Below are 14,314 nucleotides of genomic sequence, written 5' to 3' on the forward strand. Positions count from 1 at the left end.
CGGCGGAGCAGTTGGTGGTGATCGGTCGGGGTCGGTTGATTTCGGATTCGACGGTCGCGGAGTTCGTGGATCGTTCGTCGGAGTCGACGGTGCGCGTGCGCAGCCCACAATTGGACGCTCTCCATGCCGCATTGACTGCCCAGGGACTGACTGTCCGCGAGGAACATTCAGGATCGGAGCCGGTGTTGGTGGTCGTGGATTCGACCACCGATGTGATCGGTGGTTTGGCTGGTTCGCAGGGAATCGTGTTGCACGAGTTGGCTTCTGTGCAGGGATCGCTCGAGGATGCGTTCATGAAGTTGACCGGGGACGATGTCCAGTACCACGCATCCGGTATCGATCCGGGCGCCGGAGCCCACCACGCAAACACACAGCACGCTATGGGAGGTGCACTGTAATGGCTGTTCTCAGTGCTGAACGTATCAAGATCACCACGACCAAGTCGCCGCTGTGGTGCACGATCACAATCATCGTCCTAGGGTTGGGCGTCGCCTGGATGATCGGGCGTTCGTCGAGTTCGAGCATTCAGGCGTACAACGACGAAGCCGCATCAGGAACTCCTGATTTCGAGAAATTCCTCCCCACGTTCAACGACGCGGGGCTAGGAGTATCCGGATTCGGCGTCATGGTCCTGATGATCATGGCGGCGCTCGCGATCACCAGCGAGTACCGCTTCGGCATCATCCGTACCACCTTCCAGGCCATCCCGAGTCGGGCTTCGGTTCTGATCGCCAAAGCCGGCCTGATCGGGGCTTTCGGCGCGGTGCTGTCCTTCGTTCTCATGCTCGGCGCGGTATTCATCACCAAAGCTGCGGCAGACTCTGAAGGTTCCACCAATCTGGCACTGGACAACGCCGACGCCTGGCGCGCCGTTTACGGCGTACCGATCTTCGCGTTCCTCTGCGTTGCCCTTGCCATCGCCGTCGGAGCACTCCTTCGTCAGTCCGCCGGCGCCATTGCACTACTGCTGCTGTGGCCACTGCTCATCGAGAGCCTGTTCGGCATGTTCGGATCCTTCGGCAGAAACGTCACACCGTTCCTCCCGTTCGCCAACGCCGACCACTTCCTCTCTTCGGGTTCGAGCACCAATTTCCATTGGGGCCCTTGGGGAAGCTTGTTCTACTTCGCAGCGTTTGTGCTGGTGATATTCGGAATCAGCATCGCCGTCGTCAACAAGCGCGACGCCTGACCGAGTCGCAAACCGACCAAGACCGAAACTGGCCGCACCGGAGCCCTTCCGGTGCGGCCAGTTTCGCGTTGACAGAACCCGCAGCGCTTGTCGATCACGCCAAGGAACAGGGCACGCGCGGGTTCGCGTCACTCTGCCCCGCGGACGCGGCACCTCGAAATAAGACCTGGTCGAGTTCCTGGCAGACTGACCTTACGCGTCAGCGTTCCAGTTGCGCGGCAAGCTCTTTCATCCAATCGAGGAATGCCTGCGGGCCGTCGAACTGGACGCCGTCGACAGCAGCCACTTCCGGTGCGATGTCGTCGCCCTTGACCACCAACGCTTCTCCACCCGAGGCAAGGACAGCGGCAAAGGCCGGTAGGTCACCCCGGTCGTCGCCCGCGTACGCGACGACGTCGACCCCTGCGGCCGCGATCGCGCGAAGGAGGCCTGTCCCCTTGTCCTCCTCAACTGGTGGGCGCAATTCCTCGACCAACTTGCCGGGCTCACGCCGCAACCCGGTCCGGCTCGCGATTTCTGTCGTCGCTGCTTCCACCAGGCGCTGCGCGACCGCACGATCCGCGGCCCGACGCCAATGCACGGCCACCGCAAGGCCTTTGCTCTCGACATGGATGCCAGGAACTGCCGGAGAGTCGAACAAGCGTCGCAATTCGGCTTCTGCTTCGGCGACAGCATCACTGAACGCCGCGACGGCCGGAAGCACGTGGATTCCATCGTCCGTCCAGGTCTCGACGCCGTAGGAACCCATGAGCACAACGGAATTCAAGCTGAGCCGCTCTCGCAAGAACGACACAGGCCGTCCCGAGAGCAAGCCGACAACACCGAGATGCTCGGCCAGGGTCGCAAGCACGTCTTCGGCGCCGGGCAGTAGCGCACTCGCCGACGGATCGTCGACGATGGGTGCAAGCACGCCGTCGAAATCCATCACCAGTCCACAGCGAGCTGGATCGGACGTGAGTCGGAGGATGACGTCCGAAGCGGTTCGCATGGTTCGAGTGTGCCAAATCGATCGCACTCGCAATACCAACACCGGAGCCGAATGTAATCTCTGCCACTTCGTCCAGGTTGTCCGGAGCCGCTGAGTAGGTCGCGTCGTCTCCCTGTAAGGGCCCACAGTGGTCCGCTAAAGTTCTCACGACGCTTACCAACTGGGGGGTAATGATGAGCGAATTGACTGTCGCCACTGACGGCATCCGAAAGTACGGCTCGACGTCGACCGAAGCGGCAGGACGCATCGCGCAGGCCGCCGCCGTCGATCTGGGTGCAAACATCGCAGCAGTCGCACCGGCCGTGGGCCCCGTCGGGATCGAATTTCTCGAAGCATTCGCGCGCGCTCAGGCCACACACACCAAAGATGTTGCAGCACTCGCCACGTTCTACGCCGGCAACGCCGCGACGGCCGGTGCAGCCGCGCAGGCCTACGACACCACAGATCATGCAATCGCAACAGATCTGACCGCTGCGGCCGGATCGACGGGCGCGACCGCGTGAGCACCGAAGACGACTCGACGACCGTCATCGAATTCCTTCACGGTGGCGCTCCTGCCCCGGTACTGCCGAACAATGTGGTCGAATCGATGCTCGCCGGCATACCGGTACCGGCACTCCCCGGAATCGAAGATCTGTTCGCGCCCTTGATCGAACTCGGGAAGAGTCTCGGCACAGGCACTTTTGCGGGCATCGATCCCGTCGGCATCTTCGATCAGGCGTCCACTCTCATCGACCACGCCATGGGACTGTCCCGAAGCGCGGTCGCCGAGGTAAGCCAGACCTGGAACAGCACCGGCAGTGACGCCGCGACCGAACTGTCGCGATCCGCCCAGAACAGCGGCGCAGAATTGAGCGAACGCGGAACCGCGATATCGAAAACTGCTGCTGCCGCCGCGGAATCGGTGCAGCGAGGCAACGCGAATCTCGCGGCAATCGCGCAGTCCTTCGCCACCACGGTTGCAGCTGCCGCGCCCATCGCGTGGACACCACCAGGACAGGCGATGTTGCTTGCCTCGGCAGCTGAACACATGCAGGCAGCCGTCGCGGCGGTGACTCGGACGCGCGGGGAGATGCTCGGGCACACCGCAGCCATGAACGCCCTTGCCGGACCGATCCCCGTGCCGACCCCACCGACCAGTGAGGCACTCTCCAACCTGATCACTGCGGAGGCAATCAACAACGCCGCCCGTCAGATCGCCCAACCTCTGTCTGCCTCAACCGATGCCGGTGATGCGCCGTACTCCACCCACCCGGACTCCACTCAGCCAGGCACCGAGGCTGTTCGAACCTCGGCTGCACAGGCCGGCGCCGGGCTTCCGACCGGCGTCGACAAGCTGTGGGGCGCAGGCAATCCGTCGACGTCACTCGCAGCCGGCGCGTCGCCGTCACCCAGTGCGACGGCAAGCTCTGGCGGAGCATGGGTGAGCGGAAGCGGTGGCACTACCGGCGGAATGGTGAGGGGTGCAGCGGGAGTTGCTGCAGTTCAACCGGTTCCGGTAACAACGCCCGGCCTGGGTGCACCATCGTCGGCAGTCGGCAGTAGCGGCATGTCGCCGGGCGGTGGACCCCGCGGATCTCGGGACGACGAGTCGTCACGCACTACCCCGAGGTATCTCGTCACTGCCGGCGACGAGAATTCGATGGTCGACGATCTGCCGATGGTGTCGCCGCCCGTGCTCGGGGCTGACGATCCCGATCAGTACCTGTTCCGAGATCTCTGATCAAGACAAACCTCAGACGAAGCCCAACTCCCGCACCGCCGCACGCTCCTGCTCCAGTTCGCTGACGGACAGGTCGATCCGTTCGCGTGAGAAGTCGTCGATCGCGAGGTCGGGCACGATAGCGAACTCGCCATCGGCACAGGTCACAGGGAAGGAAGAGATCAAACCTTCGGGCACTCCGTAGGAACCGTCCGAACAGACGGCCATGGATACCCAGTCGTCCTCGGCGGTACCGATCACCCAGTCGCGGACGTGGTCGATCGACGCGCTGGCCGCACTCGCCGCAGAGGACGATCCCCGCGCAGCGATGATGGCGGTGCCTCGCACCTGCACAGTCGGGATGAAATCGTTCTCCACCCAGTCGCGGTCGTCGATCACCGCGAGTGCAGGCTCACCTGCGACAGTCGCGTGGGACAGGTCCGGGTACTGCGTCGCCGAATGGTTTCCCCAGACGGACACCTTGCGCACCGACGACGCACGAACCCCGGTCTTCTTCACCACCTGCGCGATCGCTCGGTTGTGGTCGAGACGTGTCAGCGCACTGAACCGAGTATCGGGCACGTCCGGTGCATTGTTCATCGCGATGAGCGCGTTGGTGTTGGCCGGGTTTCCCACGACCAGCACCTTGACGTCCGAGGCTGCGTTGTTGTTGATCGCCTTCCCGTGGGCTGTGAAAATCGCGCCGTTCGCGCTCAGCAAATCGGCACGCTCCATCCCCTTGCTCCGCGGACGTGCGCCGACCAGCATCCCGACGTTCGCGCCGGAGAAGGCGACATCGGGATCGTCAGTGATGTCGATGGAACTCAGCAACGGAAATGCGCCGTCTTCGAGTTCCATCGCAACGCCTTCGGCAGCGGACACGGCGGCAGGAATCTCGAGCAGTCGAAGTTTGATCGGGACGTCAGCGCCGAGCATCTCCCCCGCAGCTATGCGGAAAAGCATTCCGTATGCGATCTGACCCGACGCTCCGGTTACCGTGACGGTTACGGGCGCAATACTCATTGCCGACTCCTCACCTGCCGTTTTCACGACTGTCCGTTCTACAACGCTGTAAGAACGGTTTCCACGCTAGTCGAGTAAACCGGCCACTTCGTGGTCTGTCAGTGTGGTTCTCGGCACTCGTCCCTCCGCCGTCACGAGTTCGACGGCGCGGTAGAGCGGACGCTCGGCGAGTCCGGCGCCGCGGGCTTCGGCACGCAACTGTTCGATCAGCACCGAGGACAACGCGGCAGCCGGTACCAACTCGCTGGCTGCCAGCGCGTCGGCGAGCTTGCGGAGTGCAAGGATCTCCAACTCGCGCCCACCCCCCGCGGTATACAGCGCGAGCGGGATCCGCACGGTGGACCGTCCGTCGCCGAGCGTCAAGCTGACTTCGCTGATCCGGCCGGATCTCACCGTCAATGCCGCCGTGAGTACCTCGGCCACGTCGACGACGTTGGTTCGAAAACCAGCTTGCGCACGAACTCTGTTGCCGTACAACGTGATGTGCCGGCGCAGCGTCATCAGGATCGCAAGTGACGTCGGCACCGCGATGACGGCACCGACGATCACTCCAACGGTCGCCGTCGAGAACACACTGACGATCAACCCGACGACCACACCGAACACAACGACAACAACGGCGAATTTCTTCAACCGCGGCGCGATCAACGCCACGGGAACCAGATCGAGCGAAACCGGTTCGGCCTCAGTGCTCAACGAGTTCCCCGAGCTTGTCGACAACCTGGTCGAGCGCCACTGTCTCCTGCTCACCTGTTGCCAACTGTTTGACAACGACAACGCCCTCTTCGAGTTCACGCTCGCCGAGAACCAAAGCGATCGCGGCACCCGAACGATCAGCTGCCTTCATCGAGCCCTTCACGCCACGGTTTCCGTACGCCAGGTCGACGCGAATCCCATTGGCACGCAACTGATGTGCGATCTTCACCAGTGCAGCCTTCGCCTCGGCACCCATCGGTACACAGAAGACGTCGACACGCGCCGCTGGCGCAACGGACTTGCCCTCGGCCTCGAGCGCGAGAACCGTGCGGTCGACGCCGATTCCGAACCCGATGCCCGAGAGCGGCTGTCCACCCAGCTGTTCCATCAGACCGTCGTAACGACCACCACCACCGATTCCGGACTGCGCACCCAGTCCGTCGTGCACGAATTCGAAGGTTGTCTTGGTGTAGTAGTCGAGGCCGCGGACCATGCGCGGGTTGACGACGTACGGAACGCCCAATGCGTCCAGGTGCGCTAGCACCTCGTCGAAGTGCGCCTTGCAGCTCTCGGACAGGTGATCGAGCATCAGCGGTGCGCCGGCCGTCATCTCGCGTACATCCGGGCGCTTGTCGTCGAGCACGCGGAGCGGGTTGATCTCGGCGCGTCGACGCGTGTCTTCGTCGAGCGGGAGTGCAAAGAGAAACTCCTGCAGCAGTTCGCGATACTGCGGCCGGCAGGTGTCGTCACCGAGAGAGGTGATTTCGAGGCGGAAGCCGTCGAGCCCCAACGACCGGAATCCGGCGTCGGCGATCGCGATGACCTCCGCGTCGAGCGCGGGGTCGTCGATCCCGATGGCTTCTACGCCGACCTGCTGCAACTGGCGGTAGCGACCGGCCTGCGGGCGCTCGTAGCGGAAGAACGGGCCCGCGTAACTGACCTTGACCGGCAACTGTCCACGATCGAGGCTGTGCTCGATGACCGCACGCATGACTCCGGCGGTTCCCTCGGGACGCAACGTCACCGAACGGTCACCGCGGTCGGCGAATGTGTACATCTCTTTGCTGACGACGTCGGTCGACTCACCGACACCGCGAGCGAACAGGCCGGTGTCCTCGAAGATCGGCAATTCGATGTGGCCGTATCCGGCCAACCTCGCGGCGCGCGTCAAACCGTCACGAACGGCGACGAATTCGGCTGACTGCGGCGGAACGTAGTCCGGAATGCCCTTGGGTGCAGAGAAGGTGCTGGCTTTACTCACGAGAGGTACTTTTCCTTATTCTTGTGCGCTGAGTCCAACGAGAAACGGATTCGAGCTTCGCTCGGCGCCGATCGAACTGTTGCCGCCGTGCCCGGGCAGGACCACTGTCTCGTCACCGAGTACCAATAGCTTGCGGGCGATCGAAGCGAGCAACTGCTCGTGATTTCCGCCGGGCAGGTCGCTGCGCCCGATGGAACCCTGGAACAGGGTGTCACCGGTGAACGCCAAATCCACGGGCCCGCTCTCGGTGTTCGCCTGGGTGCGGAACACCACCGATCCCTGCGTGTGCCCGGGTGTGTGGTCCACGACGAACGTCATTCCGGCCTCGGTGATCTTGTCTCCGTCGGCCAGTTCGATCACCTCGTCCGGCTCCACGAACGTCATGCCTTGAATGAATTCCTTCATCGTCGGGCCGATCCCCCGTGCCGGATCGCTGAGCATGTAGCGATCCTCGGGATGGATGTACGCGGGTACGGAATACCGCTCACAGACCTCGCGGGCCGACCACACGTGATCGAGATGACCGTGCGTCAGGAGGACCGCCGTGACCGACATGTCCTTGGAGTCCAGATATTCGAAGAGCGGCTCAGCTGCATCCTGACCCGGATCTACGACTACGCACTCGCACGCGTCGTCCTGAGCGAGTATGTAGCAGTTGGTTTGGAACATCCCGGCCGGAAAACCAGTGACGAGCACGGGGGCAACTCCTCTTCGAAGGGTGGAAACAAACAACACGCTGTCGGTTACAGCCTAAGCTGCTGCCCCGCCAGTAAGTTCTCAGGTTGCAATGGGAGACTCTGACGACGAGTAGAGCCGCTTGCCGAAGCCGACCCCCAGGGTGTCGCTCGGCCGGCCGACCACGATCCACCCGCGATACGGAGGACTACAGCAGTGCCGAGTAACGAGCAACGCCGCGAGGCGGCGAAACGCAAGCTCGAGCGTCAGCTCGAACGTCGCGCAGAACGTGCCCGCAAGCGCAAGCAGATGACGATAGCCGGAACTGCGCTCGGCGTGGTCGTCGTAGTCGGCGTCGTCGGTGGACTCATCTGGCTGAGCAATCGCAGTGACGACGACGCGAACACCACCAACACTGCTGCCGACGACTCGAGCCTCACGCCACAGACCGCGGGTGCAATGCCGGCCGGTCTGTCGACGCCACTGGCCGACACGGTCTCCTGCTCGTATCCAGCCGACGGCGCTACCGCGTCCAAGGCCAACAACCCTCCTCGTACCGACGGGATTCCCACCACCGCGCCGGACGCGACGCCGAGCATCAGCGTCGAGACCTCGCAGGGAAACATCGGGCTCACACTGGACGGAACGAAGTCTCCGTGCACCGTCAACAGCTTCGTGAGCTTGGCGCAGCAGGACTACTTCAACGACACCACCTGCCACCGCATGACGACGAGCCCCTCGCTCCAGGTGCTGCAGTGCGGTGACCCGTCGGGCACCGGCACCGGCGGACCGGGCTACGGCTTCGACAACGAATTCCCCACCACGGCGTATTCCACCACCGACCCGGCAGCGCAGGAGCCCGTCACCTACGCGCGCGGCACGGTTGCGATGGCCAACACCGGGGCACCCGGTAGCAACGGCAGCCAGTTCTTCCTCGTCTACGGCGACTCACAACTCCCCCCGCAGTACACGGTTTTCGGCACGATCGACGAAACCGGGCTCGCCACTTTGGACAAGGTCGCGGCCGGCGGATCGACGCCAGAGGGTGACGGCAAGCCGAATCTGACCACCGACATCAAGACAGTAAGGCTCGACTGATGCGACGTAATCCTGTGATGCGCTTTCCTGTAGTCATTGCCGCCGCAAGCGCCGCGGCGCTGCTTCTGGCTGGTTGTTCCAGTGATTCCGGTAGCTCGGACTCGCCGTCCAGCACCTCCAAGGCGAAGACGACAACGGCTGCCATGCCGCCGCTCGACATGTCACAGTTCGACGCACTCCCGCCTGTCCCGACTCCGGCCTCGGCGACCGTCGACTGCTCGTACCCGAGCGCGGCGGGTGCAGCAAAAACCGTCAATCCGCCGAACTCCACGGGTGTGTCCACCGAGGGAACCGTCAACGTCGCGCTCACGACTACGGCCGGCCCGATCGGGATGGAACTGAACCGGGCGGAAGCCCCCTGCACGGTCAACAGCATCGTGAGCTTGACCGAGCAGAAGTACTTCGACGACACCCCGTGCCATCGACTCGTCACCACACCCGGTCTACAGATCCTGCAGTGCGGCGATCCCTCGGGCAAGGGCACGGGCGGACCGGGCTACGGCTTCGACAACGAGTACCCGACCACTGCCTACCCGGCTAACGATCCGGCACTCTCCTTGCCTGCCGTCTACCCCCGCGGCACGCTGGCAATGGCCAACTCGGGTAAACCGGGCAGCAACGGCAGTCAGTTCTTCCTCGTCTACGAGGATTCGGTCTTGCCGCCCAACTACACGGTCTTCGGAAAGATCGACGACGCCGGCCTGGCGACGATCGAGAAGATCGCGGCCGACGGCGACGACGGTGGCATGGGAGCAACCGGCGGCGGTGCACCCAACACCCCGATCACCATCGAGACTGCAATAGTCGCCTGACCCCCTGTGCGCCTTTATTAACCGCCCGCGGTTAATAAAGGCGCACAGCAGTTTACGAGGCAGAGGTCACGCGGTAGACGTCGTAGACGCCTTCCACGTTACGAACCACGTTGAGAACATGACCCAAGTGCTTCGGGTCACCCATCTCGAAGGTGAACTTGCTGATCGCCACTCGGTCACCTGAGGTGGTGACCGAGGCCGACAGGATGTTCACCTTCTCGTCGGCCAACGCCTTGGTGACGTCGGAAAGCAACCGATGACGATCGAGTGCCTCGATCTGGATCGCGACCAGGAACACCGATGTCGCTGACGGTGCCCATTCGACGTCGATGATTCGCTCCGACTGATCGTGGAGCGAGTTGGCGTTGGTGCAGTCGGTACGGTGCACGCTGACCGCGCCGCCACGCGTGACGAAGCCCAGAATCGAATCGCCCGGTACCGGCGTGCAACACTTCGCGAGTTTTGCCACCGTGCCGGGTGCTCCGGGAACCAGAATTCCGGAGTCACCCGTACTGCGGGTGCGCACCGGCATGGTCGACGGCGTCGAACGCTCGGCCAGTTCCTCCTCGACGGCGCCGACGCCGCCCAGATGAGCAACCAGTCGCTGCACGACGTGGTGCGCCGACACCTGACTCTCGCCTACGGCCGTGTACAACGCCGAGACGTCGGGATAGCGAAGTTCGTGCGCGATCGTGCTCATCGATTCGGCATTCATCAACCGCTGCAACGGAAGTCCCACGCGGCGGACTTCCTTCGCGATCTGATCCTTGCCGGACTCGAGCGCCTCTTCGCGGCGTTCCTTCGCGAACCACTGCCGGATCTTCGCCTTGGCACGCGGCGAGACGACAAACGTCTGCCAATCTCGGCTCGGCCCGGCGGTGGCAGCCTTCGACGTGAAGACCTCCACCACTTCGCCGTTTTCGAGAGTTCGTTCCAGCGCGACCAACCGACCGTTGACCCTGGCACCGATGCATCGGTGCCCGACCTCGGTGTGCACCGCATACGCGAAATCGACGGGAGTCGATCCGGCAGGCAACGTGATCACGTCACCCTTCGGCGTGAAGACGAAGATCTCCTTGACCGCGAGGTCGTAACGCAAAGATTCGAGGAACTCCCCCGGATCGGCCGCTTCACGTTGCCAGTCGAGTAGCTGACGCATCCACGCCATGTCGTCGACCTCGGCGATGTCGCCCGCGTGCTTGCCCTTGGTCTCCTTGTACCGCCAGTGCGCGGCGATACCGAACTCCGCGGTCCGGTGCATGTCCTGGGTCCGGATCTGGACCTCCAGGGGCTTGCCTTCCGGTCCCACGACGGTGGTGTGCAGCGACTGGTAGACGCCGTAGCGCGGCTGTGCGATGTAGTCCTTGAAGCGTCCGGCCATCGGCTGCCACAGTGAGTGGACAACGCCGACCGCGGCGTAACAGTCACGCACTTCTTCACACAGGATGCGGACGCCGACCAGATCGTGGATGTCGTCGAAATCGCGGCCCTTGACGATCATCTTCTGATAGATCGACCAGTAATGCTTGGGCCTGCCTTCGACGATGGCGTTGATCCGCGAGGCGGACAGGGTCGAGTTGATCTCGGCGCGAACCTTGGCCAGATAGGTGTCACGAGAAGGCGCGCGATCGGCGACCAGTCGAACGATCTCGTCATACTTCTTCGGGTGCAAGATGGCGAATGAGAGGTCCTCGAGTTCCCACTTGACGGTCGCCATTCCAAGTCGATGTGCAAGTGGCGCAATGACTTCGAGAGTCTCTCGCGCCTTACGTGCCTGCTTTTCTGGCGGCAGGAATCGCATCGTGCGCATGTTGTGCAGACGATCCGCGACCTTGATCACGAGCACGCGCGGGTCCCGCGCCATCGCGATGATCATCTTGCGGATGGTTTCGCCCTCGGCGGCGGTGCCCAGAACGACCTTGTCGAGTTTGGTGACGCCGTCGACGAGGTGAGCGACCTCGTCACCGAAGTCCTTGGTCAACTCTTCGAGTGAGTACCCGGTGTCCTCGACGGTGTCGTGCAGCAGGGCTGCGACGAGGGTGGTGGTGTCCATACCCAACTCGGCCAGAATGCTTGCGACGGCCAACGGATGCGTGATGTACGGATCGCCGGACTTGCGCCGCTGGCTCGAATGTCTGTCCTCGGCGACGTCGTACGCACGCTGGAGCAGCGCGAGGTCGGCCTTCGGATACAGCTCACGGTGGAGGCTGACCAACGGCTCGAGCACCGGGCGGATGGTGGCGTTGCGCTGACCGGTGATGCGTCGAGCAAGCCGAGCGCGCACCCTACGGGAGGCGGAAGCGGGCACGGCCAGATTCTGCCCACCCCGATTGCCGGTAGTTTGCGCAGATCCCGAATCGTCGGGCACCGCGGACTTCGATGGTGTCGTCTCCGGAGCCGGAACTGCACCCGTCTCCTGCGACACTGCACCCGAGTTCTGTGATCGATCAAGATTCGACGTCATGTCGCCACCTCCTACCACCGAGTTGGTTGAGGCAACCGCCCTGCATCGGGTAATTGCCCTGGAGGTCTAACTCGACCCCCAGGAGACAACTTTAATACTCAGACCTTCACCAGTGATGTCAGTGGGTACTTCAAGAAGCGATCTCGACCGCGCAGTTCCTCGATCTCGAGCACCACTGCGACGCCGACGACGTTCGCTCCACCCAACTCGACCAACTGTACAGCCGCCTCGAGTGTCCCTCCGGTAGCCAGAACGTCGTCGATCACCAGAACATTCCGCCCGGTGAGATCGAAGCCGTTTGCGGGGATCTCGAGAGTCGAGGATCCGTACTCGAGGCTGTACGAACGAGAGAGCACCGGCGGCGGCAGTTTGCCGACCTTCCGCACGGCAACGACTCCCGCACCCATCTTCGCGGCCGCACCGGCACCGAGCAGGAAACCGCGAGCATCGACGGCGGCGATCGTGTCGGCGTCCGGAGCACAGGCGACAAGGGCATCGAGCACGGCCCCGAACCCCTCGGCGTCGGCGAACACCGGAGTCAGATCGGCGAACCGAACACCGGGACCGGGAAAGTTGTCCGCCCAGCGGGTCAGCCGAACAACGGCGTCACCGGCAGCCCGGTGGATTGCGATCAATTCTTCAGTCGTGTGCAAGGCAACACCATTCGAGACGCTCATCTGCGTAGTACCCATCTGTCCATGTTCCAGCCGGTAGCGGCCCGAGTCGGATTGACCAACACTGCCGACATGCCTGGAGCTACAGCGACAGTTCGTAGTTGATTGAACAGTGGAATCGTAGGCACCTGGGTCCACAGGATGTTCTCCGCCTCCACCGAGAGTCCCAATTGCGCACTCGTGCTCGCATCCACGTTCAACTGATCGATGATCTGATCGATCCTGGCATTTCCGTACGTACCGAGGTTTGCGCCGTTGCCCGATCGCAGCGCTCCACGCGCGTCGATCATGCTCGCTGTTCCGCCTGCGCCGACTTTGCCTGCCATGCCGGAAAGCACGGCGTCGACTCCCCCAGTCTGCAGACTCGCAGGATCGAAGCTGTCGCTACTTGCGTCCTCGACCGTGATTCCCGCCGGAGCACACGCGGCTTTCGCTTCGGAGACGATCTGCGCCCGCACCGGGTCCGGTGCGAGGTACCCGACCCGGACGGTCAACTGGTCGAGGTCGGCTTCCGACAACGACGTCTTCGCAGCCTCGATGTCGGCATTGGCGTACCGATCACCGTCGACCGCAGCGGCGTCGCTGTAAACGAGTGAATCCGGCGCCATCAGTCGCGAATCGACCACGCCGGAACCCAAACCCGCCTGCGGCGCATTCTCCGTCTGCCCGAACTTCTCGAACAGAGTCGTACGCGGAACACAATGCGCGAACGCTCGACGGGCGGCTTCGTCGCCCAGCGAACCAGAGGTCGCGAGAACGAACTGCTCGATCGACCGCGACGGAATCTGTTGGACGTCGAACCCGGACGGAGTACCGAGTTCGCCAGCCGAGCCGGAAGCGACGTCGACTACCTCGATCGAGTTCTTGTCGAGATCCTCGGTCAGATTCACACCACGTGGCCAGACGACGATGCGATCGGTCGCAGGCTTGTTGCCCCACCACCGCTCGTTCGCGACCAGCACCAGGCCGTCGTCGGTACTGTACGAGTCGATTCGATACGGACCAGCGGAGGGCAGTACGGAGGTGTCCACCTGACCTGGAGTCAGGTTCCACCCGGTGTTCCAGAAGTCCGCGATCTTCGACAACGCTTCGGTGTCACCGGCATTCACCGCGCTCACCACGTCGCTGACACCCGTGCGCTGCGTCACGACGTGTGAAGGCATCAACGCAGTCGCACCGAACAACGACCGCCAATCGGTGAACGATCGCCCGGGTTTGAAGAACACCGTCGCGTCCTTCGCCCCGCTCTGGCAGTCGATCCGGTCGATGTCCGCGTATCCGAGATTGTTCGCCGTGTCGAACATGGGCTTCACGGCACCATCGACGTCTTCGGTGAACTTGCCACTCGACGCCGCCCAGGTGAGGACGAGATCGTCACAGGACATCGGAATCCCGTCGGAGTACACGGACGCCGGATTGAGCTTGTACGAGACCGTGAGCACGTCACCGGGCAACTCAGACGCCGTTCCGATGTCGGTGTCGGAGACAGGTGCTCCGGCCGGGCCGGTGAACGTGAAGCCGGGAAGCACCCGGCCGAACGCGGCCATCGCCCCGGACACCGATCCAGCTGTCGTGTTGGCGTTGTACGTGGAGATGGAGTTGTCGATGGCATATCCGATGGACGGAACCTGCTCGGCGCTTTCCGAGCAGGCCACCAACGAACCCGCAGCCACAGCGGTGGCCGCAACGAACGTCATCGATCGAACCAGTGTGCGTGTTCTTGGGAGCATGT

The 14,314-nt window shown here is 63.2% G+C and carries 13 protein-coding genes and 1 pseudogene; 6 read left to right on the plus strand and 8 right to left on the minus strand.

The annotated features are described in order from the left end of the window. Positions 1-398 (plus strand): annotated as a pseudogene (locus M1L53_RS29290) (ABC transporter ATP-binding protein); the annotation flags it as partial. After that, positions 398-1,189, plus strand: a complete 792-nt coding sequence (locus M1L53_RS29295; RefSeq protein ID WP_054188495.1) for an ABC transporter permease subunit — start codon at positions 398-400, stop codon at positions 1,187-1,189. The pseudogene M1L53_RS29290 and the gene M1L53_RS29295, both read left to right, overlap by 1 nt. A gap of 199 nt (positions 1,190-1,388) precedes the next feature. Here M1L53_RS29295 and otsB read toward each other — a convergent pair whose 3' ends face one another. Beyond that, complete coding sequence (otsB, locus tag M1L53_RS29300) at positions 1,389-2,177, minus strand: trehalose-phosphatase (protein WP_228232714.1); 789 nt, start codon at positions 2,175-2,177, stop codon at positions 1,389-1,391. A 173-nt stretch (positions 2,178-2,350) separates the two neighbouring features. Here otsB and M1L53_RS29305 point away from each other — a divergent pair, with 173 nt between their 5' ends. Then, positions 2,351-2,680, plus strand: coding sequence for a type VII secretion target (locus tag M1L53_RS29305; RefSeq protein WP_037130770.1), 330 nt, complete (start codon positions 2,351-2,353; stop codon positions 2,678-2,680). Beyond that, a complete protein-coding gene (locus M1L53_RS29310) occupies positions 2,677-3,900 on the plus strand; it encodes a hypothetical protein (RefSeq protein WP_231783339.1) in 1,224 nt (407 codons plus the stop codon). The genes M1L53_RS29305 and M1L53_RS29310 overlap by 4 nt, the downstream gene beginning before the upstream one ends. 12 nt (positions 3,901-3,912) lie before the next feature. Here M1L53_RS29310 and M1L53_RS29315 read toward each other — a convergent pair whose 3' ends face one another. The 4 genes from M1L53_RS29315 to M1L53_RS29330 all read right to left on the minus strand — a co-directional run bounded on the left by M1L53_RS29315 (position 3,913) and on the right by M1L53_RS29330 (position 7,555). Next, the gene (locus M1L53_RS29315; protein ID WP_042452093.1) at positions 3,913-4,902 is read right to left on the minus strand and encodes a malate dehydrogenase; all 990 of its coding nucleotides are present in this window, start codon (positions 4,900-4,902) and stop codon (positions 3,913-3,915) included. A gap of 66 nt (positions 4,903-4,968) precedes the next feature. After that, positions 4,969-5,598, minus strand: a complete 630-nt coding sequence (locus M1L53_RS29320; RefSeq protein ID WP_007732974.1) for a hypothetical protein — start codon at positions 5,596-5,598, stop codon at positions 4,969-4,971. Then, on the minus strand, positions 5,588-6,859 hold the full coding sequence (hisS, locus tag M1L53_RS29325; RefSeq protein ID WP_054188496.1) for a histidine--tRNA ligase: 1,272 nt from the start codon (positions 6,857-6,859) through the stop codon (positions 5,588-5,590). The genes M1L53_RS29320 and hisS overlap by 11 nt, the downstream gene beginning before the upstream one ends. A 15-nt stretch (positions 6,860-6,874) precedes the next feature. After that, on the minus strand, positions 6,875-7,555 hold the full coding sequence (locus tag M1L53_RS29330) for an MBL fold metallo-hydrolase (RefSeq protein WP_007732970.1): 681 nt from the start codon (positions 7,553-7,555) through the stop codon (positions 6,875-6,877). A gap of 195 nt (positions 7,556-7,750) precedes the next feature. On the opposite strand from M1L53_RS29330, the gene M1L53_RS29335 reads away from it, so the two are divergent. Both M1L53_RS29335 and M1L53_RS29340 read left to right on the plus strand, forming a co-directional pair. After that, complete coding sequence (locus M1L53_RS29335) at positions 7,751-8,632, plus strand: peptidylprolyl isomerase (protein ID WP_003943303.1); 882 nt, start codon at positions 7,751-7,753, stop codon at positions 8,630-8,632. Further along, positions 8,632-9,444, plus strand: coding sequence for a peptidylprolyl isomerase (locus tag M1L53_RS29340; protein WP_371747840.1), 813 nt, complete (start codon positions 8,632-8,634; stop codon positions 9,442-9,444). The genes M1L53_RS29335 and M1L53_RS29340 overlap by 1 nt, the downstream gene beginning before the upstream one ends. Before the next feature lie 52 nt (positions 9,445-9,496). Here M1L53_RS29340 and M1L53_RS29345 read toward each other — a convergent pair whose 3' ends face one another. The 3 genes from M1L53_RS29345 to M1L53_RS29355 all read right to left on the minus strand — a co-directional run bounded on the left by M1L53_RS29345 (position 9,497) and on the right by M1L53_RS29355 (position 14,312). Beyond that, positions 9,497-11,908, minus strand: a complete 2,412-nt coding sequence (locus tag M1L53_RS29345; protein ID WP_003943344.1) for a bifunctional (p)ppGpp synthetase/guanosine-3',5'-bis(diphosphate) 3'-pyrophosphohydrolase — start codon at positions 11,906-11,908, stop codon at positions 9,497-9,499. Between the two features lie 98 nt (positions 11,909-12,006). After that, positions 12,007-12,585 carry an adenine phosphoribosyltransferase gene (locus tag M1L53_RS29350; protein ID WP_007732962.1) on the minus strand — a complete coding sequence of 193 codons (579 nt, stop codon included), beginning with the start codon at positions 12,583-12,585 and terminating at the stop codon, positions 12,007-12,009. Continuing rightward, positions 12,582-14,312, minus strand: a complete 1,731-nt coding sequence (locus M1L53_RS29355) for an ABC transporter substrate-binding protein (protein WP_054188498.1) — start codon at positions 14,310-14,312, stop codon at positions 12,582-12,584. Before M1L53_RS29355 ends, M1L53_RS29350 begins: the two co-directional genes overlap by 4 nt. Positions 14,313-14,314 lie beyond the last annotated feature (2 nt).

Origin of the sequence: Rhodococcus sp. T9N (assembly GCF_024436645.1) — a bacterium.
Taxonomy (GTDB): domain Bacteria; phylum Actinomycetota; class Actinomycetes; order Mycobacteriales; family Mycobacteriaceae; genus Rhodococcus_F; species Rhodococcus_F qingshengii.